Raw genomic sequence first — 25,906 nt, forward strand, 5'->3', positions numbered from 1 at the left:
CCAAGGGCCGGGGGGAGACCCTCGACGGCTTCTGCCGGTCGGGCGGGCTACCAGCCCGGTGGGGGCTGGGAGGGCGGCGGAGGCCCGAACACATCGGGCTGCGGGTAGCCGTGGCGCCAGTCCTGGGCAGTGGGAGCGGGGGCGCTGTCAGGGAAGCCTCTGCAGGCCATGGCCAGCAGCACCACCACTCCGGCGGTCGTTTCGAAGAACCACGTCAGTACCGTGAGCCGGCCCTCGGTCGGCAGCTTCCCGAAGTGGTCGAGCAGCTCGAAGTGCAGCACACGGGCGATTCCAATGATTCCGCCGGGCAGCAGCAGCCCGGCGGCGATCATGCCGAACGGCCGGGCGTGCACCGCACGGGAGAGGGCGCTGATCCCCGCGAAGAGACAGAGCAGCGCCGCCACGGCGCTGCCCCATCCCGGCGGAGGGTCGGTCAGGGGCTCGGTGAGGGAGCCCCCGCCCACGACCCACTCGGGGTACCTGGAGGGGTACGTGACGGCCTGGCGGATCTCCCAGGCGATCACCACCGCTCCCGAAGCTCCCAGCAGCAGGAACGTCGTGACGGAGGCACCCCGGCCGGGCCGGGTGGGCGGCCGATCGTAGAAGTCCCGCGGCGGCCTGCGGCCCGCACCCGCGGTGACGATCAGCGCGAGCCCGGCCGCGAGGGCCACGAAGGCGCAGATCAGGGCGCGGGTGCGGAGTTCGTGGGGAAATCGGGCGTCCATCCCGTCGACGCCGATGTTCCAGACCCCGGGCAGTCGCAGCGCGACAGTGGCCACTCCGGTGGCGACCAGTGCGGCTGCGGCCACCGAGGACCGCAGAGCGGCGACCCCGGCAACCGTGTACACCACGAGCATCGCCACATCGATCGGCGACGTGCCGGTGCTCAGCTTCGGTCGTGCGTCGACGTAGCCGGCCCAGTACCGCCACAGTTCGCCAGGATGTCCGACGGCCCTGACATCCCGCACCAGCCAGCCCGCGACGGTCACCGCGAGCACAGCGCACAGGACTGCCCCGGTGACGCGTGCCCCGCGCGTGAGTATCACGCCTGCGATACTCCACCGGGCCCGGTCACCCGCCAAGGGGGACGCCGGCACCCCGGTTGAACCGGGTAACCGGCCGGAGGGACATGACAGCCCCCCGACCGGTTCACGGCACCCGCACGGCCGTACGTTGTCCATGGTGATGCGTTCGTATATCGGACGTGCGACGGTCAAGTTGCCCGTGCGTTAACGAATCCGGGGTTGCGTTCCCGGCGGCGGTCAGTCGGCGTGCGCGCCTCCGGACGGGGGTGCCGGCCCGTCGCCCTTGCCCGCGGCGTCGTCGGACGCAGCCGGTTCACCGGGCCCGCCCGGCTCCTCCGGTGCCCCGGGCTCCACCGGCTCCGTCTCCGGTACCTCCGGCGGCACCACCTGCTTCTCCTCCGCGAAGTGGCACGCAGAATCGTGTGCGGCCGCAGTTTCCGTCAGCCGGAAGACCGCCGGGACCGCGAGCAGCGGCACCTCCAGCGCGCACCGCTCCTGCGCCTTCCAGCAGCGGGTGCGGAAGCGGCAGCCCGACGGCGGGTTGGCCGGGGACGGCACGTCGCCGTGCAGGATGATCCGCTCGCGGTACTCGCGCGCCATCGGGTCCGGCACCGGCACCGCGGACAGCAAGGCCTGCGTGTACGGGTGCGTGGGGTGATCGTAGATCTGCTCGTCCGTACCGATCTCGGCGAGCCTGCCCAGATACATCACGCCGACCCGGTCGGAAATGTGCCGGACGATCGAGAGGTCGTGCGCGATGAAGACGTAACTCAGGTTGAACTCCGCCTGCAGCCGGTCGAGCAGGTTGATGACCTGGGCCTGTACGGAGACGTCGAGGGCCGAGACCGGTTCGTCGGCGACGATGATCTCGGGGTTGAGGGCCAGCCCGCGGGCGATGCCGATGCGCTGACGCTGGCCGCCGGAGAACTGGTGCGGATAGCGGTTGATGTACTCCGGGTTGAGACCCACGACATCGAGCAGGTCCTGCACCTTGCGCCGCCGCTCGCCCTTGGGCGCGACCTCGGGGTGGATCTCGTACGGCTCCCCGATGATGTCGCCGACCGTCATCCGCGGATTGAGCGAGGTGTACGGGTCCTGGAACACCATCTGGATGTTGCGCCGCACGGCCTTCAACGCACGCCCGGCCAACTTGGTGATGTCCTCGCCCTTGTACTTGATCGCGCCGGACGTCGGCTGTTCCAGGTGGACGAGCATCTTGGCGACGGTCGACTTGCCGCAGCCGGACTCCCCCACGATCCCGAGGGTCTCGCCCGCGGCCAGCTCGAACGAGACACCGTCGACCGCCTTGACCGCACCGACCTGCTTCTTGATCAGGATGCCCTGGGTCAGCGGGTAGTGCTTGACGAGGTCGATGACCTCCAGGATGGGTTCGCCGCCCGCGCGGATGCTCCCCTGTTCAGCGCGCATCGAGCGTCTCCTTCCAGAAGTAGCAGGCGCTCTCACGGTGTTGGGCCACCTCGAACAGCGGCGGCACCTCGCCTCGGCAGATCTCCTGGGCCATCGGGCAGCGCGGATTGAAGGCGCAGCCGGGCGGGATGTGCAGAAGGTTGGGCGGCAGTCCCTTGATGGCGTACAGCTCCTGGCCCTTCTGGTCCAGCCGCGGAATCGACTGGAGCAGGCCCTTGGTGTACGGGTGGGCGGGCGCCTTGTAGATCTCGTGGACGGGGGCCGACTCGACGATCCGGCCCGCGTACATCACGGCGATGTAGTCGGCGACATCGGCGACCACGCCCAGATCGTGGGTGATCAGGATGAGGCCCATGTGGAGCTCCCGCTGGAGCTCGGCGAGGAGGTCCATCACCTGGGCCTGGACGGTCACATCGAGGGCGGTGGTGGGTTCGTCCGCGATGATCAGCGACGGTTCCAACGCCAGCGCCATGGCGATCATGATGCGCTGGCGCATGCCGCCGGAAAACTGGTGCGGGTAGTTCCCGACCCGTTCCTTCGCGGCGGGGATGCGGACCCGGTCCATCAGCTCGACGGCCTTCAGCTTGGCGTCCTTGCGGGACATCCCTCGGTGCACCACGAACATCTCGCCGAGCTGCTCCCCCACGCTGAGCACGGGGTTGAGGGAGGACAGGGCGTCCTGGAAGATCATGGCCATCTGCTGACCGCGGACCTTCCGGCGCTCCTCCGCCTTCAGTTTCAGCAGATCGCGGCCCTTGAAGAGGATCTCGCCGCCGCTGATCCTCCCGGGCGGCATGTCGAGGATCCCCATGATCGCCTGCGCGGTGACCGACTTGCCGGACCCGGACTCGCCGAGCACGGCGAGCGTCTCGCTCTCGGCCACCGAGTAGTTGACCCCGTTGACGGCCTTGGCCACACCGTCCCGGGTGTGGAACTCCACGTGCAGATCGCGCACTTCGAGCAACATGGCAGCGGGCTCCTCAGCGCAGCTTGGGGTCGAGGGCGTCGCGCACCGCGTCGCCGAGCATGATGAAGGCGAGCACGGTGATCGCCAGCGCTCCGGCCGGCCAGAGCAGCATGTGCGGGGCGTTGCGGATGTAGTTGGCCGCTGCGGAGATGTCGATGCCCCAGGAGACGGCCGGCGGTTTCAGGCCGACGCCGAGGAACGAGAGGGTCGCCTCCAGAGAGATGTACGTACCGAGGGCGATGGTCGCGACGACGATCACGGGGGCGACCGCGTTGGGGGCGATGTGGCGGAGCATGATCCGGGAGTTGGAGGCGCCGAGCGCTCGGGCCGCCTGGACGTAGTCGTTCTGTTTGGCGGTGATGACCGAGCCACGTGCGATACGGGCGATCTGCGGCCAGCCCAGCAGAACGATGAAGCCGATCACCGGCCAGACGGTGGAGCCGGGCACCACGGAGAGGAAGACCAGGCCGCCGAGGACGACCGGGATGCCGAAGAACACGTCGGTGAGACGGGAGAGGATCGAGTCCGACCAGCCGCCGAAGAAGCCGGCGAAACCGCCCAGGATGCCGCCGAGGAGCGAGACTCCGAGGGTGGCGCAGACACCTACGGTGACGGAGGCCCTGGCCCCGTAGACCGTACGGGTGTAGACGTCGCAGCCCTGCCCGTCGAAGCCGAACGGGTGGCCGGGCTGTGAGCCCTCCTGAGCCTTGCCCAGGTCGCAGTTGAGCGGGTCCTGGTTCGTGATCAGCGACGGCCAGATCGAGATGATCACCAGGAAGAGGATGATCAGGGTGGAGATGATGAAGACCGGGTTGCGGCGCAGGTCGCGCCAGGCGTCGGACCAGAGACTGCGGGGTTTCTCCGCCGGCCCGGTCCCTTCGGGGCCGCCCGGGGTCTTCTCCAGGGTCTCCCCTTCCTCGATGGCGAGGTCCATGCCCGCACCCGCTCCTCCCGCAGAGATCGCTTCGTCCGGGGTCTGCTCAGGCATAGCGGATCCTCGGGTCGAGTACGGCGTACAGGAGGTCGACGATCAGGTTGGCCGCCAGGAAGACGAGGACCAGGATGGTGACGAACCCGACGACGGTCTGGGAGTTCTGACGCAGGATGCCCTGGTAGAGCTGGTAGCCGACGCCGTGGATGTTGAAGATGCGCTCGGTGACGATCGCCCCGCCCATCAGGGCGCCCACATCCGTACCGATGAAGGTGACGACGGGGATCAGAGAGTTGCGCAGCAGATGCCGGATGACGACCCGGCGCCTGGGGAGGCCCTTGGCGACGGCGGTGCGGACGTAGTCGGCGCGGGCGTTCTCGGCGATCGAGGTCCGGGTGAGCCGGGTGACGTACGCCAGGGAGACCGAGGCGAGGACGAGCCCAGGGACGAGGAGTTCGTTGAACGGCGCCTCCGAAGAGACGGACGGATCGATGATCCCCCATTTCACGCCGAGGAGGAGCTGGAGCAGCAGACCGGTGACGAAGGTCGGGACGGAGATGACGACCAGGGTCAGGATCAGCACAGTGGTGTCGACGGGGCGGCCGCGGCGCAGACCGGTGACGACGCCGAGGCTGATGCCGATGACGACTTCGAAGACGATCGCGATGACGGTGAGCCGAATGGTGATGGGGAAGGCGGTGGCCATCAGCTCGGTGACCTTCTGGCCGTTGAACGCGGTGCCGAAGTCGCCGGTGAAGACATTGCCCATGTAGGTGACGTACTGCTGCCAGACCGGCTTATCGAGGCCGAATTCCTTGCGGAGTTGGGCGGCGGTCGCAGGATCGCACTGGCGCTCGCCGCAGAGACCCGCAATGGGGTCACCCATCACGTTCACCATGAGGAAGATCAACAGCGTGGTGCCGAAGAAGACCGGGATCATCTGCAGCAGCCGCCGGATCACATAACGTCCCATGAGGGGCTCCGGGGGTCGCGGGGGGGCAGTTGCTCGGGGATGGGGAAGCCGGGTGGCCGGTGCGGGGAGTACACCGGCCACCCGGCTTCCGGGTCCTACTTGACCTTGATCTCCTCGTACACCGGGACGCTGAACTGGTTCAGCGAGACGTTGGTGATCCGGTCCGAGTAGCCGGCGCTGCCGTTCTGGTACCAGAGCGGGATGACGGGCATCTGATCGGCGAGGACCCTCTCCGCGTCCTGGAACGTGGAGACGGCCTTGGCCTTGTCGGACTCGGCGTTGGCCTTGTCGATCAGGGAGTCGAACTGCTTGTTGCTCCACTTGCCGTCGTTGGACGAGGCGTTGGTGTAGTAGGTCGGCTGCAGGAAGTTCTGGATCAGCGGGTAGTCCATCTGCCAGCCCGCGCGCCAGGGTCCGGTCAGCTTCTGCTGAGAGACCTGGCTGCGGAAGTCGGCGAAGGTGCCGACCGGGGCGCCGACGCAGGCCTTGTTGTTGCCCAGCGCCTTGTTGATGCTGTTGCAGACGGCGTCGACCCACTCCTTGTGCGAGCCGGTGTCCGCGTTGTACGAGATCTTCAGCTGGCCGCCGGGGATCCCGCCGCCCTCCTGGACCAGCTTCTTGGCGTCCGCCGCGTTGTACTCGCACGGGGCACCACAGAGCCCCTTCTTGAAGCCGCCCTCCTCGCCGAGGACCGGGGAGGTCCAGTCGGAGGCGGGGGTGCGGGTCTTCTGGAAGATCTGGCTGGTGATCTGGTCCCGGTTGATCGCCATCGACAGGCCCTGCCGGACCTTGATGCCTCCGGGGGTGTCCCACTTCTTGTCGTAGAAGGGGAAGGCGATCGTCTGGATGATGCCGGCCGGGGTGTTGATGTAGCGGCCGCCGACGTCCGCCTTGACGTTCTTCAGCTGCGAGGCCGGCACGTCGTCGACGAGGTCGAGATTGCCCGCGACCAGGTCGGTGTAGGCCGTGTTGTTGTCCGTGTAGACCTTGAGATCGATGCCGCCGTTCTGCGCCTTGTCGTCCCCGGGGTAACCGTCCCACTTGCGCAGGCTCATCGAGGAGCCCTTGGTGTAGTTCTCGATGGTGTACGGGCCGTTGCCGACGGGCTTGGACAACCAGGCGGCGTGGTCGGTGAAGAAGGCCTTCGGCAGGGGTGCGAAGGCCGGGTAGCCGAGGGTGTCCGGCCAGAGCGAGAACTTCTGCGACAGCTTGACCGTGAAGGTCTTCGGGTCGACGACCTTGAGGCCGGAGAGCGTGGCCGCGGAGGCGTTGCCGGTGTTCGGGTGGACCTTGTCGTAGCCGTCGATGTAGCCGAAGAAATAGGCGTTCTTCTGATTGTTCTTCAGCAGGGCGCCGTAGTTCCAGGCGTCCACGAACGAGTGCGCCGTGACCTTCTCGCCGTTGCTGAAGATCCAGCCGTCCTTCAGAGTGATGGTGAAGTTCTGCGAGTCGGTGGACTCGATCTTTTCGGCCAGCATGTTCGTGGCCGCACCGGTCTTCGGGTCGTACTTCTTCAGCCCCCGGAAGACCATGTCGAGGACTTTGCCGCCCTGCACCTCATTGGTGTTGGCGGGCTCGAGCGGGTTCTGCGGGTCACCCCACGAGGAGCTCACCATCCCATTGGCGCCACTGCCACCACCGCCGCCCCCGCCGCAGGCCGTCGCCGTCAGGGCAACGGCAACTGCGCAAGCAGCCCACTTGGCTTGTGTGGCTCCGCGCATGGAAAGCCTCCTTATCGGTCCTCATCACACGTAGAGCCAAATATCACCTCATCAACAGATCAACGCATCAGCACTACGACCGTCCGTGGTACGCCGTCACCGGAACGGCCGGATGCCCCCGCACAACGAAAGAGACGGACCAGGGATCGGACACGGCCGCCCGATCCGATCCGTTTGCCCCATTCCGCGAAGGCGCCGTGCAGCCGGAGGACGCCCCGCATTTGTTTGATCGGGTCCACCCGACTGCTGGAGATCGTGGGGCTCGATCCGGAGCACGACGACCGCTTCCCTCACGAGTTCTCCGGCGGTCAGCGGTAGCACGTCGGGGTGGCCCGCGCGCCTGCCCCGGAGCCGAAGCCGATCGGACCTGGTCATCGTGCGCCACTTCTCGCAGCGCGTCGCGGTGATGTACCTCGGCCGGATCGTGGAAATCGCGGACCGCGAGGACCAGTGGGGCAACCCGCGCCGCCCGTACACGAGCGCGGTGCTGTCCGCCGTGCCCGCTGCTGGAAGGCCAAGGGCAGGTGCGTGAGCGAGGCACCGCCGCCGGTACAGGTGACGGGCAGCCGTGACAGCCTCTGACGGCCTGTCACCGTCCGGAGGCCTCCGGTACCGCCCCGGACGTCCCGCAGGCGCGTACCGCCTCCGACGGCCCCGAGCTCGACAAGAACTCCCTGAGCCCCCGGGTTCCCGGGTCGGCGAAGGCCCGCGCCCCCGCATCACGCGGGGGTACGGCCTTCGTCCGAAACGGGCGGCAGTCCGTCCGTCCGGAGGAAGCAACAACCCATCGGCGTCCGGCACCTGGACATACGCCTGCCGGGACCGCCCGGAGTGACTGCGCGGGCACACGACAGGGCGCCCGGAACCGTGTTCCGGGCGCCCTGTCGATGTATGCCTGTCGAGGCAGGATCACGCCGCGCCGACGACGTCCTTCTCCTCGGCGAAGTGGCAGGCCGACTCATGCGCGGCCGGGGTGTCCGAGGACTTGAAGCGCTCGGGGATCGCCAGCAGCGGCATCTCCGTGGCGCACTTGTCCTCCGCCTTCCAGCAGCGGGTGCGGAAGCGGCAGCCCGACGGCGGGTTCGCCGGCGACGGGACGTCACCGCTGAGGATGATCCGCTCGCGGCGCTCGCGGGCATCCGGGTCCGGAACCGGGACCGCCGACAGCAGCGCCTGGGTGTAGGGGTGCGTCGGGTGGTCGTAGATCTGCGTGTCCGTACCGATCTCGGCCATCTTGCCGAGGTACATGACGCCGACCCGGTCGGAGATGTGCCGGACGATCGACAGGTCGTGCGCGATGAAGATGTAGGAGAGGTTGAACTCGTCCTGGAGCTTCTCCATCAGGTTGATGACCTGCGCCTGCACCGACACGTCGAGCGCGGAGACCGGCTCGTCGCAGATGATGATCTCCGGGTTGAGCGCGAGGCCGCGGGCGATGCCGATGCGCTGGCGCTGGCCGCCGGAGAACTGGTGCGGGTACCGGTTGATGTACTCCGGGTTGAGACCCACGACGTCCAGCAGGTCCTGGACCTTCCGGCGCCGGTCCCCCTTCGGAGCCACCTCGGGGTGGATCTCGAAGGTCTCCCCGATGATGTCGCCGACCGTCATGCGGGGGTTCAGCGAGGTGTACGGGTCCTGGAACACCATCTGGATGTTGCGGCGCACGGCCTTCAGCGCACGGCCGGACAGCTTGGTGATGTCCTGGCCCTTGTAGAAGACCTCGCCCGCGGTGGCCCGCTCCAGCGTCATCAGGAGCTTGGCGACGGTGGACTTACCACAGCCGGACTCGCCCACGATGCCGAGCGTCTCGCCCTGGTACAGGTCGAACGAGATGCCGTCCACGGCCTTGACCGCACCGACCTGCTTCTTGAACAGGATGCCCTGGGTCAGCGGAAAGTGCTTGACCAGGTTGCGGACCTGGAGGATCGGTTCGCCCTGCGCTACCGGCGCCTCGATGACGGCGACCGCCTCCGCCTCGGTGGCGGCGTCGACCGTCTCCACTTCGGTGACGTTCGGGGTGGCGTCCACGGGCTCCTTGTCGATGTCAGCCATGGATCGTCTCCTTCCAGAAGTGGCAGGCGCTGCCGCGGCCGACCAGCTCGGTGCCGTCCTGCTCGGTCACCGGGCTCAGGTCCGGGATGTCCGTACGGCAGATGTCCTGCGCCATCGTGCAGCGCGGGTTGAAGGCACAACCCGTGGGCACGCGGAGCAGGTTGGGCGGCAGACCCTTGATCGCGAAGAGCTCCTGGCCCTTCTGGTCCAGGCGCGGGATCGACTCCAGCAGACCCTTGGTGTAGGGGTGCGCCGGGCGCTTGTAGATCTCGTGGACCGGGGCGGTCTCGACGATCCGGCCCGCGTACATCACGGCGATCTTGTCCGCGACGTCCGCGACGACACCGAGGTCGTGCGTGATCAGGATCAGACCCATGTTGTACTCGCGCTGAAGCTCCGCGAGGAGGTCCATCACCTGGGCCTGGACGGTCACGTCGAGCGCGGTGGTCGGCTCGTCCGCGATGATCAGGTCCGGCTCCAGGGCCAGCGCCATGGCGATCATGATGCGCTGGCGCATACCGCCGGAGAACTGGTGCGGGTAGTCCGAGACCCGGGCCGCGGCGGCCGGGATCTTGACCTGGTCCATCAGGTCGATGGCCTTGGCCTTCGCGTCCTTCTTGGACAGGCCCTGGTGGACCCGGAACATCTCGCCGAGCTGGTAGCCGACGGTGAGTACCGGGTTCAGCGAGGAGAGCGCGTCCTGGAAGATCATCGCGATCTTCTGGCCACGGATCTGGCGGCGCTCCTCGTAGGACATCTTCAGCATGTCCTGGCCGCGGAAGAAGATCTCGCCCTGCGGGATCTTGCCCGGCGGCATGTCGAGGATGCCCATGATGGCCTGCGCCGTCACGGACTTGCCGGAGCCGGACTCGCCGAGCACGGCGAGGGTCTCTCCGGCGTTCACGCTGTAGTTGACGCCGTTGACGGCCTTGGCCACACCGTCGCGGGTGTGGAACTCCACGTGCAGGTCGCGGACTTCGAGCAGCGGGCCGACGTGGTCGTCACCCGAGCGTGCGGACGGGACTTCGGCGGTCTTGTCGATGGTGGTCACGTTCGCCCTCCTTATCGCGACTTCGGATCGAGGGCGTTGCGGACGGCTTCGCCGAGCATGATGAACGCCAGAACGGTGATGCTGAGCATGATCGACGGGTACAGCAGCACGTGCTGCGCGACGCGGATCTGGCTGAGGCCACCGGAGATGTCGATGCCCCACGAGATCGTCGGGTCGGCGAGCCCGAGACCCAGGTAGGACAGGGTCGCCTCGGCCGAGATGTAGACACCCAGCGAGATGGTCGCGACGACGATCACCGGGGCCATGGCGTTCGGCAGGATGTGCCTGAACAGGATCCGGGACGTGCCCGCTCCCAGAGCCCTGGCCGCCTGGACGTAGTCCGCCTGCTTGATGGTGATCACGGCACCGCGCATGACACGCGCGATCTGGGTCCAGCCGAGGAACGCGAGGGCAAGGATGACGACCCAGACGGTGCGGTCGGCGAACGCCTGCAGGACCACCATGGAGCCGAGCAGGAAGGGCAGTCCGAGGAAGATGTTGGTGAACCCGGACAGAAGCGCGTCGACCTTGCCGCCGAAGTATCCGCCCAGCATGCCGATCAGGCCGCCGAACACGGTCACCAGCGCGGTGACGGAGATACCGACGATCACCGAGGCCCGGGTGCCGTAGATGGTACGCGCGTAGACACTGCGGCCCTGAAGGTCGTAACCCAGCCACTCGGGCGAACCGACCTTGCTGAGCTCGGGCTTGCTCAGGAAGTGGTGCACCAGGTCGCCCTTGGTCGGCGAGGCACCGGTGAACAGGCCCGGGAACGCCGTCATCACGAGCAGGATCAGGATGAGGACGGACGAGATGATGAAGTACCAGTTGGAGCGCAGATCGATCCATGCGTCGCCCCAGAGGCTGCGGGCCTTCTCGGCCTTCACGGCCACCGGCTCCGCGGCTGCGGTCTTCGGGTCTTCGGTCGCGGGTGCGGTCTTGATCGCGTCAGGCATAACGGATCCTCGGGTCCAGGACCGCGTACAGCAGGTCGACGATGAGGCTCATGAAGAGGTAGACGAGCACCAGGATGGTGACCAGACCGACCATGGTGGTGCCCTCGCGTCGGACGATCGACTCCATGATGGTGCCGCCGATGCCCTTCACGTTGAACAGACCCTCGGTCACGACCGCGCCGCCCATCAGGGCACCCAGGTCGGTGCCGAGGAAGGTGATGACGGGGATCAGTGAGTTGCGCATCAGGTGCACACCGATGATGCGGCGCTTGGGAAGTCCCTTGGCCACGGCGGTGCGCATGTAGTCCGAGCGCAGGTTCTCGGCCATCGTCGTACGCGTCAGTCGCGCCACGTAGGCGAGGGAGAGCGACCCGAGCACGATGGCCGGTGCTATCAGTTCGCTCCACGTCGCCTCGTTCGAGACGTTCGGCGCGATCCAGTTGAGCTGGAACGCGAACACCGACTTGATGATGAAGCCGAGAACGAAGACCGGGATCGAGATGATCAGCAGGGTGAAGACCAGGACCACGTTGTCCGCGAGGCGGCCGGCGCGCAGCCCGGCGACCATGCCGAGGCCGATGCCGAGCACGATCTCGATGAGGAACGCCATGGCGGCCAGTCGCAGGGTGACGGGGAACGCGTCACCGAGTACGTCCGTGACCGGGCGACCGCTGGCTATCTGAGTGCCGAAATCACCATGCAGGACGATGCCTGACATGTAATTCCAGTACTGCTGCAGGATCGGTTGGTCCAGCCCCAGTTGGTGCCGCATGGCGGCCAGGGTGGCAGGGTCGGCACCCTTGTCCCCGAAGAGTCCCCGCACGGGGTCGCCGGGCAGGGTGTAGACCATCAGGAAGATCAGCAGAGTTGTCCCGATGAAGACCGGGATCATCTGGAGCAGTCGTCGTGCGACATAGCGCCCCATCGTGCCTCCATGTAAATAGGCAAGCGGCAACCGACGGGCCCTCCCCCGTCATCGACCCCTCGTAAGGTCATCGATGTCGTGGGAGGGCCCCCCGGCCACGGCGTGCAGGATGGTGTGGGACCGATGTCAGTGTCGGTCCCGCACCGGCCCGCGGACTACGTCGTCGGTTACTTCTTGACCTGAACTGCAGTCAGGATCGGGTCGCCGTCCTGGGCGTACTGAACGTTCTGGACCTTCTCCGAGTAGCCGGCGTTGACCTTGTAGTACCAGAGCGGGATGGTCGGCATGTAGTTGACCAGTTGCTTCTCGATCTCCTGGTAACCCTTGACCGACTCATCGAGCGTGGCGGCGGAGTCCGCGGCCTTGATCTTGGCGTCGATGTCCTTGTTCGAGAAACGGCCGTTGTTGCCGGCCGCACCCGTACGGAACAGGTCGCTGATGAAGTTCGCGTTCACCGGGTAGTCGAGCACCCAGCCACTGCGGTAGAACGACTTGACCTGCTTGGCGTCGCGGGCGTTCAGGTCGGCCTGGAAGTCGGCCTTCGCGTCGCCGGCGCACGCGACGCCGGTCGCCTGGGTGATGCTGTTGCAGACAGCCTCGACCCATTCCTTGTGGCCGCCGTCGGAGTTGAACTGGATGTAGATCTTGTTACCGGGAACACCGCCGCCCTCCTTGATGAGAGCCTTGGCCTTCGTCGGGTTGTACGTGGTGACGTCACCCGCGGCGTTCGGCTGGTAGCCGAGAACGCCCTTGGCGACCCAGCCCGTGGCCGGCTCGCGGGTGCCCTGGAGCACCGTCTTGGTGATGGTGGCGCGGTCGATCGCCATCGACAGGCCCTGGAGGACCTTCGGGTCGGTGTTCTTCCACTGCTTGGTGTACATGGCGACACCGAGCGTCTGGATGGCGGAGTACGCCTTGTCCACCGCGCGGTCACCGAGGTCGGCCCGGTAGACCGGGAGATCCTTCGGCGCGAGCTGGCGCAGCACGTCGACGTTGCCGGACTTCAGGTCCTCGTAGGCGGTCTCGAGGGTGGTGTAGTTCTTGAAGATCACACCACCGTTCTTCGCCTTGTCGGGGCCCTGGTAGTCGTCGTAGCGGACGACCTTGATCTGCTTCTTGTGGTCCCAGCTGACGAACTTGTAGGCGCCGTTGCCGATCGGCTTCTCACCGGCGGCCTTCGGGTCCGCGTAGAAGGACTCGGGCAGCGGCGAGAAGACCGTGTAGCCGAGCTTGTACGCGAAGTACGGCAGCGGGCTGTTGAGCTCGATGGTGAAGGTGCTGTCGTCGACGACCTTCAGACCCGACATGGCGTCGGCCTTGGGCTTGGCCTTCTCGTCGTCGGGGTGGACGTCGGCGAAGCCCTTGATGTCTCCGAACCAGGACGCGTTGGTCTGGGCGTTCTTGATGTTCGCGGCCCAGTTCCACGCCTTGACGTAGGACTCGGCGGTGACCGGCGTTCCGTCGTGGAACTTCCAGTCCTTCTTGAGCTTGACCGTCCAGAGCTTGCTGTCCTTGGTGTCGACAGACTCCGCGTTGACCATCACGAGCTTGCCGGACGGGTCGTAGTCGACCAGCTGCGAGAAGATCGCGTCGGTGACGATGCTGCCGTTCGACTCCATCGTGTTCGCCGGCTGCAGCGGGTTCTGCGGCTCACCGGTCTCGACGGAGAAGATGCCGTTGGCATTGACAGCACCCTTGCCGCTGTCACTCCCCTTGCCCTTACCGCTGTCGCCGCCGCCACCACAGGCGGTCGCAGCCAGGGCGATGATGGCCGCTCCCGCGACCCACTTGGCGCTCTTGGCACCACGCATGGGTTTCCTCCTCATGAGTCCACTTTTGACTGCAAGAAAGGCACTGGCGTGATACACCGACACCCCTGACGGTGATCGTTTCAGTGCCTCGAGTGTGCTCGTGAGTCGGCACTCCCCACAGTGCGTGACCCATTGACCCGAGCTCAATGGAGCCAACTATTAAGTACGCCCGGGCTGTAAACCACACTTAAAGGGTCTCGGTTTGACAACATCGACCGGGCCTGGTTGACCGAAATCCGGACAAAGTGATCCCAGACAGACACCCGCGAAACGGACCGTTAACACATGTTCCGGAGAGCGACGCCCGATATCCGGACACCCCGGGCAGGAAATCGAGTTGACGAAAAGCCCGGGCCCCCACAGTGTCTGCGGGGGCCCGGGCCCGGTGTCAATGGGTCGTACGAGGTCAGCGCTTGGCGCGCGACGCGGCGCGGCCGCGCTCCTTCTGGTCAAGGACGACCTTGCGGATACGCACGGTCTGCGGGGTCACTTCGATGCACTCGTCCTCACGGCAGAACTCCAGGGACTGCTCCAGCGACAGCTTCCGGGCCGGTACCACGTTCTCCGTGGTGTCCGCGGAGGCGGCACGCATGTTGGTGAGCTTCTTCTCCTTGGTGATGTTCACGTCCATGTCGTCGGCGCGGGAGTTCTCGCCGACGATCATGCCCTCGTAGACCTCGGTGCCGGCCTCGGTGAAGATGACACCGCGCTCCTGCAGGTTGACCATGGCGAACGGGGTCACCGAACCCGCGCGGTCCGCGACGAGGGAGCCGTTGTGGCGGGTGCGCAGCTCGCCGAACCACGGCTCGTGGCCCTCGAAGATGGAGTGCGCGATGCCCGTACCGCGGGTCTGCGTCAGGAACTCCGTGCGGAAGCCGATGAGGCCGCGGGACGGAACGATCCACTCCATGCGGACCCAGCCCGAACCGTGGTTCGTCATCGTCTCCATGCGGCCCTTGCGGGTCGCCATCAGCTGCGTGATCGCGCCGAGGTGCTCCTCGGGGGAGTCGATCGTCATGCGCTCGATCGGCTCGTGCGTCTTGCCGTCGACCTGCTTGGTGACGACCTCCGGCTTGCCGACCGTGAGCTCGAAGCCCTCACGGCGCATCTGCTCGACGAGGATGGCCAGCGCGAGCTCGCCGCGGCCCTGGACCTCCCAGGCGTCGGGGCGCTCGGTGTCCAGGACGCGGAGCGAGACGTTACCGATCAGCTCGCGGTCGAGGCGGTCCTTCACCTGGCGGGCGGTGACCTTGTGGCCCTTGCCGCCCTTGCCGACGAGCGGCGAGGTGTTCGTACCGATGGTCATCGAGATGGCCGGCTCGTCGACCGTGATCAGCGGCAGCGCGACCGGGTTCTCGGGGTCGGCCAGCGTCTCACCGATCATGATGTCCGGGATACCGGCGATGGCGCAGATGTCACCCGGGCCCGCCTTCTCGGCCGGCTTGCGGGTGAGCGCCTCGGTCATCAGCAGCTCGGTGATGCGGACGTTGGACATCGTGCCGTCGCGCTTGATCCAGGTGACGGTCTGGCCCTTGCGCAGCTCGCCCTGCTCGACACGGCAGAGCGCGATACGACCGAGGAAGTTGTCGGCGTCCAGGTTGGTGACGTGGGCCTGCAGCGGCGCCTCGTCGTCGTACTCCGGAGCCGGGACGTGCGCCAGGATCGTGTTGAAGAACGGCTCCAGGTTCTCGCTGTCGGCCGGGACGGTGCCGTCATCCGGCTTGGTCAGCGAGGCGACGCCGTCGCGGGCGCAGGCGTAGACGATCGGGAACTCGATCTGGTCCTCGTCCGCGTCCAGGTCCAGGAACAGGTCGTACGTCTCGTCGACGACCTCGGCGATCCGGGAGTCGGGACGGTCCGTCTTGTTGATGCAGAGGATGACCGGCATCTTCGCGGAGAGCGCCTTGCGCAGCACGAAGCGGGTCTGCGGGAGCGGGCCCTCGGAGGCATCGACGAGCAGCACGACCGCGTCCACCATCGAGAGACCGCGCTCGACCTCGCCGCCGAAGTCGGCGTGGCCGGGGGTGTCGATGATGTTGATCGTGATCGGGTCCCCGCCGTCCTTGGGGTGATACTTCACCGCCGTGTTCTTGGCGAGGATCGTGATGCCCTTCTCACGCTCCAGGTCGTTCGAGTCCATCATGCGTTCGTCGAGGTTCTCGGCGGCGTGCGCGGCGAAAGCGCCGGCCTGCCTCAGCATGGCGTCGACCAGCGTGGTCTTGCCGTGGTCGACGTGGGCGACGATGGCTACGTTACGGATGTCGTGGCGCGTGGGCATTGGGTGGCTTGCGCTTCTCTCGGATCGTGGGATCAGGCGTCTCAGTCGGTCTCAAGTCCTCGTACGCCCGCCGGGCGGACGCGCCACGGCTACCCCCCATGGTACGGGGCTGACGCCGTAGCGGCTTCCGGGGCAAGGGTTACCGGCCGCTCACGGACGGCGACCGACGCCGCCGACTGCGCGGGCCGCGGCCGGGCCGTTCGCGCCGAACGCCTCGTCACAGCCGACCACTCCGGTACCCGAAACGCTTCAGTTCGCCACATGTCCGACGGTCTGCTCGCCCTCCGCTCCCCCGTCGCGGAGGAGCGGAAATCGGCCTCGACCAGCCGGAGTGCTGTACGCCACATACCGGCCGTCCGGCCGCGCGGCCGCGGCCCCTGTCCGCCGCCTTCCGGGCCGGAGCCGTCGCCCCGCGCGTCGATGCGGCGTCAGCCCACCGCCCTCGCGCTCCGTGTTTCTGCCCCCGTGGTCGTGTCTTCCGGTGAATTTCACCGGCGGTCATGGACACGCTCCCGGCCGGGGGCCGCTCGCCGCGGCAGTTGAGCGACCTCGGAGGGGAAGGGGATGCGCGGTCGTGGGGGGTGTCCACACATTGATTGCCCGGGTCAACAGGTAGCCACGACCTTGCCCGCCGAGTACCTCGGCGGGCAAGGGAATTGAGCCGGTTCTGAGCTTCCTCTGCGGTCCTGACCTGCTATTTCTTACGATTCGCGGGGGGTCCTGCCGCTTGCGGCTTCTTGAAACCGATGTCCTGGTAGTGCGGGACTCCGAAGCCGAAGGCGCCGACATTCGCGAGCTTCTTGTCGGTGGCCACGAGCTGTGGGCGCTGATACAGCGGAATCGATCCTGCAGCCGCCCAGATCCGGGCGTCCGCCTGCTTCATCAGCTCCTCGGCAGCCCCCTCGTCGAGTTCGGAGACCGCCTGGTCGAAGAGCTGGTCGATGTGGTCCGTACCGACGCGGGTGTAGTTCTGCTCGACGAGCAGCGAACCGTCGGTGGCGGGGACCGGCTTGGCGAAGATCGGCCGGTCGTCGGTGGCCGGGTAGGCGGTGGCGGGCCAGGAGTACAGCGCCAGGTCGTAGTCGCCGGAGGCGACATGGTCCTTGAAGTAGCTGGCGTCCGAGACCTTGATGATCTCGGTGCGGATGCCGATCGCGTCGAGCATGGCCGAAATCTTGTCCCCCACGGTCCGCAGCGACTCCGAGCCGGGTCCGGACGGCAGGACGAAACGCAAGGTCAGCGGCTTGCCGTCCTTGCCGAGGGGGCCGCGGGCGGAGTCGGCGGCCTTGGCCGGAGCCGCAGTCCCGGCGGGGGCGTAGGCGCCGGCGGCGCCGCCCGGCCCGCGTTCCTGGGCGGTGACCTTCTCCCCGGTGCCCTCGGCAGGGCTGGTGTCGGCGACGGTGCGGGCGTCCGCGTACGCGTCCGAGAAGGTGCCGGCCTGGCGCAGCAGTGCGGCGCTCTGGACGGCGGCGGCCGGAGCGGGGGCGAGGACGCGGCCGAATCCTTCGTCGCCACCCGGCTTGTTGTCGCTGCCGGTCTTCGCCGCCTTCTCGTCCTTCGCGGCCTTGTCCGCCTTCTCCTCAGCCGTCTTGCCTTTCGCCTTCTCGCCCTCGCTGCCCGCCTTCGTGCCGTCGGGCTTCTTCGCCGCGCCGTCCCGGGTCCAGCCGGCGTCCGCCAGCAGCGCCTGCGCCGCCTTGGTGTCCTGGTCGCCGAGCGCGCCACTGCCGTCGTGGTAGCCACGCTGTCCGGCCACTGCCAGGTGACTGCCGAGGGGGGCGGCGGGCAGGCCGAGCGGGCTCAGTACGGCGTCGGCGATCTCCTGGCGGTTCAGGGCCCGGGCGACCGCGCGGCGCACCCGGTTGTCGGCCAGTGGCCCGGACTCGCCGTTCAGCGCGAGCTGGGTGTAGGCGGGCTCCAGCGACTTGCGGAGAACATAGGCGCGCAGCCCGTCCTGCTCGGAGGCGTACACCTCGGCGGCTGCCCTGGTCTTCTCCCTCGCCGCCCGGGCGGCCGCCGCCGCGTTCTCGTCCGAGCCGTGCGCCACGGCCCAGGAGCGCATCGCGGCAGCCGGGCCGATCTCCCAGCCGGGGCCGTGGGTGAGCGGCTGCCCGTTGCCTCCCTTGTCCCGTCCCGCCGCCACGATCCGGTGCGCCGCCGCCGCGTCGACATCGGCGACATCGACCTTGCCCTCGACCAGCGCCGCGGTGCGGTCCTTCGGCTTGACCGCACGGAAGACGATCGAGTCGAGCTTCGCCTGGCCACCCCACCAGCGCGGGTTGCGGACCATGGTGATGGTGCCCTTCCCCCGGTCCACGCTGCGCAGCTGAAAGGGGCCTGCGGTGGCCTTGAGCGTGGTCCGTGCTCCGTCGTTGAAGGCGTTCGGGGAGCTGGTCACCTCCTTGGGGTACAGCGGGGAGAACAGGGAGCGCCAGTCCCCGTACGGCTTGGCGAAGGTGACCCGGACCTCCAGGTCGTTGGCGCCGCGCTCGATCCGTTCGATCCGCTCGTAGCCGGCGTTGCGGGCGGTCCAGAACGCCGAGTCCTTGCCGCTGAGCGCCCGCCACTGGGCGACGAAGTCGGGGGCTCCGATATCCCGGCCGTCGCTCCAGACCGCCTGCTGGTTGAGCCGGTAGAGCACGACCTGCCTGGGCTCGCGCTCGACGACCTTTGCGGATTTCAGGTAGTCCGTGTTCATCCGCGGGGTGCCCTTGGCGTCGAGCGGGAAGAGCGTCGGCAGCAGCGCCCCGGTGATGCGTGTGGTGGTGGCGTCGGCGTCCGCCTGGAAGGCGTTGAAGGTCGCGGGCATCGCGTCGATCGCCCAGTTGACCGTGCCGCCCTCGGCGACCTGGCCCCGGCCCGCGGGTGCCACGTCCTGCGGAACGGCGATGGCGTCCTCGTCCGAACTGCCGCACCCGGCGAGCGCGGGGATCGTGAGCACACCGGCGACAAGGAGCGCGAGCGGGCGGCGCTTTCGGACCGTCCCGCGCGGGACGCCGACGTGGGACATGGCTGATACCTCCGGGGCCGGCCCGGCCCACCCGTACTCGAATGGGCCAGATTATGCGTGTTTGGTGGCATTGGCTGTTGATCACACTAGTTCCGCTCATCCAATGAAGGCGCCCACGCGCGCGAGACGGCGCAGACACGACGCACGGCCCGCGAACCTCACCCGGGCAGCGGAGCACCGGGCAAAGACGGGTCGGCCCGCTCCCTTCCCAAAGGGGATGTGACGCGCGACACTCGCATGCGCATGAGCATTGCCACCCGCGACCGCGGAGGTGAGAGCAAGTCATGTCACTGCAGGACGAGTTGACTGCTGTTCAGCACTGCCTCGACGACCTGGTCCGCACCGTCGGACGGCTGGAGCGGAGCCTTGCGCAGCTGCGCGCGGCCGACACCGGTCCGCAGCCGCCCGGCCCCGCCGGCACCGATCCCGTCGACGGCGTCATCACGATCACCGAGGCGCCGTACGACGCCAGCCTGTGGACGGACTCGGACGACGAGGGTCTGGGCGTCCGCGGCAGGCACGCCCCCTAGGAGAGTTCCTTGGCCACCGGCACAGAACCAGGTACGGAACCATCCCGACGCAAGGACCCCGCGCGGCGCGGCGCACCCACCACCCGGCCGTCCGGCGTGCACGACGCCTCGCGGGCTGCCATCGCCGCCCGCCATCTGCGGACCGACCGCTGGTGGCTGGCGCCCGCGGTCACCGCGGGCGGGCTCCTCGCCTTCATCGTCTACTCGACCTGGCGGGCCTTCTCGAACGCCGACTACTACGCCGCCCCCTATGTGTCGCCGTTCTACTCGCCCTGTCTGGCGGAGAACTGCGCCCCCATGCGGCACGGCCCGAACTGGGAAATCCTCGGCAGCTGGTGGGGCCTCTCACCTGCCCTGCTGATCCTGATCTTCCCGCTCGGTTTCCGGCTGACCTGCTACTACTACCGCAAGGCCTACTACCGGGGCTTCTGGGCCTCACCCCCGGCCTGCGCGGTCGCCGAGCCGCACACGACGTACACCGGCGAGACCCGCTTCCCGCTGATCATGCAGAACATCCACCGGTACTTCTTCTACGCCGCGGTGCCGGTCGCCGGGATCCTCACGTACGACACCGTGCTCTCCTTCCGCGACGAGCACTACGCCTGGGGCCACATGGGCCTCGGCTCCCTGATCTTCCTCATCAACATCACGCTGATCTGGGCGTACACCCTGTCCTGCCACTCCTGCCGGCACATCATCGGCGGCCGGCTGCGGCACTTCTCCAAACACCCCGTGCGCTACCGGCTGTGGGGCTGGGTGGGCCGGCTGAACGCCCGGCACATGCTCCTCGCCTGGGCCTCCCTGATCAGCGTGGCGGTCGCCGACTTCTACGTGTATCTCGTGGCCTCCGGCGCCTTCGACGATCCGAGGTTTTTCTGAATGACTGAGCTCGAACGGCAGCAGTGGGACGTCGTCGTGGTCGGTGCCGGAGGCGCCGGGCTGCGCGCCGCCATCGAGGCGCGGGAGCGCGGGGCCCGTACCGCGGTCATCTGCAAATCGCTCTTCGGCAAAGCACACACGGTCATGGCGGAGGGCGGAATTGCCGCCTCCATGGGCAATGTGAACTCCAGGGACAACTGGCAGGTGCACTTCCGCGACACCATGCGCGGCGGGAAGTTCCTCAACCAGTGGCGGATGGCGGAGCTGCACGCCAAGGAGGCGCCGGACCGGGTCTGGGAGCTGGAGACCTGGGGGGCGCTCTTCGACCGTACGCCGGACGGAAAGATCTCCCAGCGCAACTTCGGCGGCCATGAGTACCCACGGCTCGCCCATGTCGGGGACCGTACCGGCCTCGAGCTGATCCGCACCCTCCAGCAGAAGATCGTCTCGCTGCAGCAGGAGGACCTCCGCGAGCACGGCGACCACGAAGCTCGGTTGAAGGTCTTCCAGGAGTGCACCGTCACGCGGGTGCTCAAGGACGGCGGGCGAAGCGAGAGGGGGGTCCCCCCCGGCCGAAGGCTCGGGGGGAGGGTCAGCGGGACCTTCTGCTACGAGCGCGAGTCCGGCCGCTTCTTCGTCCTCGAAGCGCCCGCGGTCGTCCTCGCCACCGGCGGCATCGGCAAGTCCTTCAAGGTCACGTCGAACTCCTGGGAGTACACCGGCGACGGCCACGCCCTCGCGCTGCTGGCGGGCGCACCCCTGCTGAACATGGAGTTCGTACAGTTCCATCCGACCGGCATGGTCTGGCCCCCGTCGGTGAAGGGGATCCTCGTCACCGAGTCGGTGCGCGGCGACGGCGGGGTGCTGCGCAACTCCGAGGGCAAGCGGTTCATGTTCGATTACGTCCCCGATGTGTTCAAGGAGAAGTACGCGCAGTCGGAGGAGGAGGGCGACCGCTGGTACGAGGACCCGGACCACAATCGCCGCCCGCCCGAGCTGCTGCCGCGCGACGAGGTCGCCCGCGCCATCAACTCCGAGGTGAAGGCGGGCCGCGGCTCACCGCACGGTGGCGTCTTCCTGGACGTGTCCACCCGGATGCCGGCCGAGACGATCCGGCGGCGGCTGCCCTCGATGTACCACCAGTTCAAGGAGCTGGCGGATGTCGACATCACGGCGGAGGCGATGGAGGTCGGCCCGACCTGCCACTACGTGATGGGTGGTATCGCCGTCGACTCGGACACCGCGGCAACCGTCGCCGTGCCCGGTCTGTTCGCGGCGGGCGAGGTCGCCGGTGGTATGCACGGCTCCAACCGGCTCGGCGGCAACTCCCTCTCCGACCTGCTGGTCTTCGGCCGACGCGCCGGACTGCACGCCGCCGAGTACGCAAGCGGGATCGGTGACCCGCCGGTGGTGGACGAGGAACAGATCGACGCGGCGGCGGCGGAGGCACTGCGTCCGTTCAGCGCCGAGGAGCCTGACGCCGCCGGGGGGCCGGCGGAGAATCCGTACACCCTCCACCAGGAACTCCAGCAGACGATGAATGACCTGGTCGGCATCATCCGGCGGGCACCCGAGATGGAACAGGCGCTGGAGAAGCTCGCCGAGCTGCGGATACGGGCGCGCCGCGCCGGGGTCGAGGGCCACCGCCAGTTCAACCCGGGCTGGCACCTCGCCCTGGACCTGCGGAACATGCTGCTGGTCAGCGAGTGCATCGCCCGGGCCGCGCTGGAACGCACGGAGAGCCGCGGCGGTCACACCCGCGAGGACTGTCCGACGATGGAGCGCTCCTGGCGGCCGGTCAATCTGCTCTGCCGGCCGTCCGACGACGGCGCCCTGCCGCTGGGCGGTCGGATCGAACTCGTACGGAAGACGACCGAACCCATCCGACCGGACCTGCTCTCCCTCTTCGACAAGGAGGAGCTGGTCAAGTACCTCGCCGAAGAGGAGCTGTACGAGTGAGCAGCTACGAAGCCCGGTTCAGGGTCTGGCGCGGCGACACCGACGGCGGTGACCTGCAGGACTTCTCGGTCGAGGTGAATGACGGCGAGGTCGTCCTCGACATCATCCACCGGATCCAGTCCGGTCAGGCGGGCGATCTGGCGGTGCGCTGGAACTGCAAGGCGGGCAAGTGCGGTTCGTGCAGCGCGGAGATCAACGGACGGCCACGCCTGATGTGCATGACCCGTATGTCGGTGTTCGACCGGGACGAGACGATCACCGTCACTCCGCTGCGGGCGTTCCCGGTGATCCGCGATCTGGTGACGGACGTGACCTTCAACTACACCAAGGCACGGGAGGTGCCCGCCTTCGTACCGCCCGAAGGCGTGAAGGCGGGCGACTACCGGATGCAGCAGGTCGATGTGGAGCGTTCGCAGGAGTTCCGCAAATGCATCGAGTGCTTTCTCTGCCAGGACACCTGCCATGTGGTCCGCGACCACGAGGAGAACAAGGGGGCTTTCGCCGGACCGCGCTTCCTGATGCGGATCGCCGAGCTGGACATGCACCCCTTGGACGCCGCCTCCGAGTCGGGACTCGACCGGAAGGCGACGGCGCAGGAGGAGCACGGGCTGGGCTACTGCAACATCACGAAATGCTGTACGGAGGTGTGCCCCGAGCACATCAAGATCACGGACAATGCGCTGATCCCCCTGAAGGAGCGGGCGGTGGACCGCAAGTACGACCCGCTGGTGTGGCTGGGGAACAGGATCCGGCGGCGGGAGGCTCCCTGATGCCGGTCAGCCGAGCAGCTTGACGATCGCCTCGGTGGTGTCCGTCTCGCCGAGCCTCGGGAAGATCTTCTCGATGCTGTTGGTGTGGGAGCCGCCATCCACGTCGGTGACCGCGTCCGTGACGACGGTGACGTGGTAGCCGTGCTCGTGTGCGGCCCGGGCGGTGGACTCGACGCCGATGCTCGTCGCGACTCCCGTCACCACGACCTGGGTGACGCCGCGGCGGCGCAGCTGAAGGTCGAGATCGGTTCCGTAGAAGGCGCCCCACTGCTGCTTGGTGACCACGACGTCGCCCTCGCGCGGGCCGAGCTCGGGGACGATCTCGGCCCAGTCGGCGGCGGGCTGCCCGGAGCGCCGGGGGCCCTCGGTACGCCCGGGGGCGCCGCCGGTGACACGGACCAGGATGACGGGGAGGCTCTTGGCGCGGAAGGCGTCGGCGAGGGTCGCGGAGTTGGCGACGATGTCGGCCGCCGGGTGGGCGGTGGGCAGGCCGACAATGCCCTTCTGGAGATCGACGACGACCAGGGCGGTCTTCGCGTCCAGGGTGGTGGCGGTCATGGTGGAGCTCCTTGCTCGGTTCTTTTCGGTGGGGGGTCAGTTACGGGTGCGCAGTGCGCGGTCGGTGACGGTCAGCACGATCAGCAGCAGGCCGAGTACGGCCGAGACCGCTGCCATCAGGTGGAGTCCGCCGTCGCTCGCCGACTGCCCGTAGGCGAGGGCGATCAGGCTGGACGCGGTGATGGCCCCTATGTACTGGGCGGTGCGCTGGAGTCCGGCGGCGGAGCCGATGCTCTCCGGTGGTGCGTGCGTCTGGACGGCGGCCTGGTTGCTCGTACCGATCAGCCCCTGCGGTATGCCGAAGCAGGCTCCGGCGAGCAGCAGCACGGCGAGCGGGGTGGAGCCGGAGAGGAACAGCAGCATCGTGGCGCCGACGGTCAGCAGGACGCAGGCCAGTGTGAGCGGGCCGCGGATGCCCTTCGTGCGGGCTCCGAGCAGCGAACAGACCAGTGCGGCGACCGACATCGGCAGCATCAGCAGTCCGGTGTGCCCGGAGGAGTAGCCGCGTACCTCCTCCAACCACTGCGTGAATCCGTACATCACGCAGTAGATCAGCAGATAACTCAGCCCGTGCCGCAGATACGTGCGGGCGAGCGCGGCGTTTCCCGCCAGCATCCGCAGATCGATGAAGGGCTGCGGGCGGCGCAGCTGCCACCACGCCAGGGCCGCGGTCAGCACGACGAAGGGGCCGAGCAGCCACCACACCGGGTGGGCGAGATCGAGCAGGAAGAAGACCAGCACGGTCAGGGCGGTGGAGAAGAGGCCGATGCCCAGCGGATCCAGGTCGAGGCGGGGCGCACGACCGTCCGCGGCGCGCGTGCGCGGTGGATCCGCCGGGATCCAGAGCAGCGCGGCGCCCAGCGCGATCAGGGCGACGGGCACATTGACGGCGAAGATGCCGCGCCAGCCGACCACCATGACGAGCAGCCCGCCGAGCGTCGGCCCGACGGCGGCGCTGCCGAGGGCGGCGAAGGAGAGCCGGGCCAGGACGGGGCGCGGGGTGGCGCGGCCGACCCGGGCGGACTCGTCGCGCAGGACTGCCATGGCGGCCGGGTAGGCGGCCGACGTACCGATGCCGAGCAGCAGCCGGGACGCGATCAGCCAGCCGAAACTCGGCGCCAACGCCCCGACCAGGCCGGATGCGATGACGACGACCAGACCGGCGAGGAAGACGCGGCGCGGGCCGAGGGTGTCGGCGAGCTTGCCGAGAACCGGCTGGGCCACGGCGCTGGCGAGGTAGAGGACCGAGATGAGCCACGCGGTGTCGGCGGCACCGATGCCGAAGTGATGCCCGATCGCCACCAGGGCGGTGGAGATCATGGTGGTGTTGAGCGGGTTGAGCACGGAGCCGAGGAGCAGCGGGGCGGTGAGGCGGGCGCTGAAGCCGGGGATGGTGGCGTCCGGGCCGGGGGCTGCTGCGGCGGCCGGGCCGGACGTGGGTGCGGTGGTGGCGGTCGGGCCGGAGATCCCTTCCGGTGCCGGCCGGTCGCCGACCGCCCGGAGTGGTATCGGTTCGCGGGCGGTCACTTCTCGACCAGGCGGTCGAGAAGGGCCGTGGCCTCGGCGACGGTGCGGCGCTCGTCGCCGTCGAGTCCGGCCGCAATCGCTTCGGCCAGCCAGTTGTGCTTGGCGGCCCGGAGGGCGTCGAGCGTGGTGCGGCCGGATTCGGTGATGGAGACGACCGACTTCCGGCCGTCGGCGGGATCGGGGGCCCGCTCGACGAGCCCCTGGCTCTCCAGCGCACCGAGGGTCAGCCGCATGGACTGGGGCCGTACGTACTCCGCGCGGGCCAGCCCGGCTGTGGTGTCCGGACCTTCCCGGCCCAGCCGCGCCAGCACCGAGCGCTGGGTGGGGGTGAGCAGGCTGTCCGACGAACTGGTGCGCAGCCGCCGTAGCAGCCGGTTGACGACGGAGGCAAGCTGCGTCGCCACCTGCTCGGCGCTCGGCTCGAGGGGTGCGTCTTCGGGCAATGCCGGTTCCCGCATGTCCCCAAAGTAAAAGATGCACAGGCCATCTTGCAAGGTTGCCTGTCTATTTTCTCGGAGCCGCTCGGGACCTTGCTCGTGCACGACCCCGCGATCTAGG

20 protein-coding genes and 1 pseudogene are annotated in these 25,906 nt (G+C 68.1%); 5 read left to right on the forward strand and 16 right to left on the reverse strand.

Annotated elements, in window-relative coordinates; genetic code table 11:
• Nucleotides 1-47: 47 nt before the first annotated feature.
• The 6 genes from OG395_RS22205 to OG395_RS22230 all read right to left on the reverse strand — a co-directional run bounded on the left by OG395_RS22205 (nt 48) and on the right by OG395_RS22230 (nt 7,045).
• The gene (locus OG395_RS22205) at nt 48-1,046 is read right to left on the reverse strand and encodes a hypothetical protein (RefSeq protein ID WP_327244519.1); all 999 of its coding nucleotides are present in this window, start codon (nt 1,044-1,046) and stop codon (nt 48-50) included.
• A 216-nt stretch (nt 1,047-1,262) separates the two neighbouring features.
• The gene (locus OG395_RS22210) at nt 1,263-2,453 is read right to left on the reverse strand and encodes an ABC transporter ATP-binding protein (RefSeq protein ID WP_327244520.1); all 1,191 of its coding nucleotides are present in this window, start codon (nt 2,451-2,453) and stop codon (nt 1,263-1,265) included.
• Complete coding sequence (locus OG395_RS22215) at nt 2,443-3,420, reverse strand: ABC transporter ATP-binding protein (RefSeq protein WP_327244521.1); 978 nt, start codon at nt 3,418-3,420, stop codon at nt 2,443-2,445. The genes OG395_RS22210 and OG395_RS22215 overlap by 11 nt, the downstream gene beginning before the upstream one ends.
• A gap of 13 nt (nt 3,421-3,433) precedes the next feature.
• Entirely contained in the window at nt 3,434-4,408 is a 975-nt protein-coding gene (locus tag OG395_RS22220; RefSeq protein WP_327244522.1) for an ABC transporter permease, read from the reverse strand.
• Entirely contained in the window at nt 4,401-5,324 is a 924-nt protein-coding gene (locus tag OG395_RS22225) for an ABC transporter permease (RefSeq protein WP_266981885.1), read from the reverse strand. Before OG395_RS22225 ends, OG395_RS22220 begins: the two co-directional genes overlap by 8 nt.
• A 95-nt stretch (nt 5,325-5,419) precedes the next feature.
• Nucleotides 5,420-7,045, reverse strand: coding sequence for a peptide ABC transporter substrate-binding protein (locus tag OG395_RS22230; RefSeq protein ID WP_327244523.1), 1,626 nt, complete (start codon nt 7,043-7,045; stop codon nt 5,420-5,422).
• A 243-nt stretch (nt 7,046-7,288) separates the two neighbouring features.
• Between OG395_RS22230 and OG395_RS22235 the strand changes: the two are divergent.
• Nucleotides 7,289-7,647, forward strand: a pseudogene (locus tag OG395_RS22235) (dipeptide/oligopeptide/nickel ABC transporter ATP-binding protein); the annotation flags it as partial.
• A gap of 307 nt (nt 7,648-7,954) precedes the next feature.
• Here OG395_RS22235 and OG395_RS22240 read toward each other — a convergent pair.
• The 7 genes from OG395_RS22240 to OG395_RS22270 form a co-directional block, all read right to left on the reverse strand.
• Nucleotides 7,955-9,097 (reverse strand): ABC transporter ATP-binding protein, encoded by a 1,143-nt coding sequence (locus OG395_RS22240; protein WP_327244524.1) that lies wholly within the window; start codon nt 9,095-9,097, stop codon nt 7,955-7,957.
• Nucleotides 9,090-10,148 carry an ABC transporter ATP-binding protein gene (locus OG395_RS22245; RefSeq protein WP_327244525.1) on the reverse strand — a complete coding sequence of 353 codons (1,059 nt, stop codon included), beginning with the start codon at nt 10,146-10,148 and terminating at the stop codon, nt 9,090-9,092. Before OG395_RS22245 ends, OG395_RS22240 begins: the two co-directional genes overlap by 8 nt.
• Before the next feature lie 11 nt (nt 10,149-10,159).
• Complete coding sequence (locus OG395_RS22250; protein WP_327244526.1) at nt 10,160-11,104, reverse strand: ABC transporter permease; 945 nt, start codon at nt 11,102-11,104, stop codon at nt 10,160-10,162.
• Entirely contained in the window at nt 11,097-12,029 is a 933-nt protein-coding gene (locus OG395_RS22255) for an ABC transporter permease (protein WP_327244527.1), read from the reverse strand. Before OG395_RS22255 ends, OG395_RS22250 begins: the two co-directional genes overlap by 8 nt.
• Nucleotides 12,030-12,196: 167 nt before the next feature.
• Nucleotides 12,197-13,840 (reverse strand): peptide ABC transporter substrate-binding protein, encoded by a 1,644-nt coding sequence (locus OG395_RS22260; protein WP_327244528.1) that lies wholly within the window; start codon nt 13,838-13,840, stop codon nt 12,197-12,199.
• Nucleotides 13,841-14,246: 406 nt separating this feature from the next.
• Nucleotides 14,247-16,118: a translational GTPase TypA gene (gene typA, locus OG395_RS22265; protein ID WP_327244529.1), complete on the reverse strand. Its 1,872-nt coding sequence runs from the start codon at nt 16,116-16,118 to the stop codon at nt 14,247-14,249.
• Nucleotides 16,119-16,812: 694 nt separating this feature from the next.
• Nucleotides 16,813-19,125 carry an ABC transporter family substrate-binding protein gene (locus OG395_RS22270; RefSeq protein WP_327244530.1) on the reverse strand — a complete coding sequence of 771 codons (2,313 nt, stop codon included), beginning with the start codon at nt 19,123-19,125 and terminating at the stop codon, nt 16,813-16,815.
• A gap of 284 nt (nt 19,126-19,409) precedes the next feature.
• Between OG395_RS22270 and OG395_RS22275 the strand changes: the two genes are divergently transcribed.
• From OG395_RS22275 to OG395_RS22290, 4 genes are read left to right on the forward strand one after another with little or no spacing between them, the layout of a single operon-like run.
• A complete protein-coding gene (locus tag OG395_RS22275) occupies nt 19,410-19,655 on the forward strand; it encodes a hypothetical protein (protein WP_327244531.1) in 246 nt (81 codons plus the stop codon).
• A 9-nt stretch (nt 19,656-19,664) separates the two neighbouring features.
• A complete protein-coding gene (locus OG395_RS22280) occupies nt 19,665-20,534 on the forward strand; it encodes a hypothetical protein (RefSeq protein WP_442818588.1) in 870 nt (289 codons plus the stop codon).
• Nucleotides 20,535-22,493, forward strand: a complete 1,959-nt coding sequence (locus OG395_RS22285; protein WP_327244532.1) for a fumarate reductase/succinate dehydrogenase flavoprotein subunit — start codon at nt 20,535-20,537, stop codon at nt 22,491-22,493.
• The gene (locus OG395_RS22290; RefSeq protein ID WP_327244533.1) at nt 22,490-23,263 is read left to right on the forward strand and encodes a succinate dehydrogenase/fumarate reductase iron-sulfur subunit; all 774 of its coding nucleotides are present in this window, start codon (nt 22,490-22,492) and stop codon (nt 23,261-23,263) included. The genes OG395_RS22285 and OG395_RS22290 overlap by 4 nt, the downstream gene beginning before the upstream one ends.
• Before the next feature lie 6 nt (nt 23,264-23,269).
• Here the strand turns inward: OG395_RS22290 and OG395_RS22295 are convergent, their stop codons facing one another.
• The 3 genes from OG395_RS22295 to OG395_RS22305 all read right to left on the reverse strand — a co-directional run bounded on the left by OG395_RS22295 (nt 23,270) and on the right by OG395_RS22305 (nt 25,806).
• Nucleotides 23,270-23,821, reverse strand: a complete 552-nt coding sequence (locus tag OG395_RS22295; protein ID WP_327244534.1) for an isochorismatase family protein — start codon at nt 23,819-23,821, stop codon at nt 23,270-23,272.
• A gap of 36 nt (nt 23,822-23,857) precedes the next feature.
• Nucleotides 23,858-25,141 (reverse strand): MFS transporter, encoded by a 1,284-nt coding sequence (locus OG395_RS22300; protein WP_442818765.1) that lies wholly within the window; start codon nt 25,139-25,141, stop codon nt 23,858-23,860.
• A 203-nt stretch (nt 25,142-25,344) separates the two neighbouring features.
• A complete protein-coding gene (locus tag OG395_RS22305; protein ID WP_327244535.1) occupies nt 25,345-25,806 on the reverse strand; it encodes a MarR family winged helix-turn-helix transcriptional regulator in 462 nt (153 codons plus the stop codon).
• Nucleotides 25,807-25,906 lie beyond the last annotated feature (100 nt).

It is taken from the genome of Streptomyces sp. NBC_01320 (assembly GCF_035974375.1).
In the GTDB taxonomy this organism is placed as follows: domain Bacteria; phylum Actinomycetota; class Actinomycetes; order Streptomycetales; family Streptomycetaceae; genus Streptomyces; species Streptomyces yanii.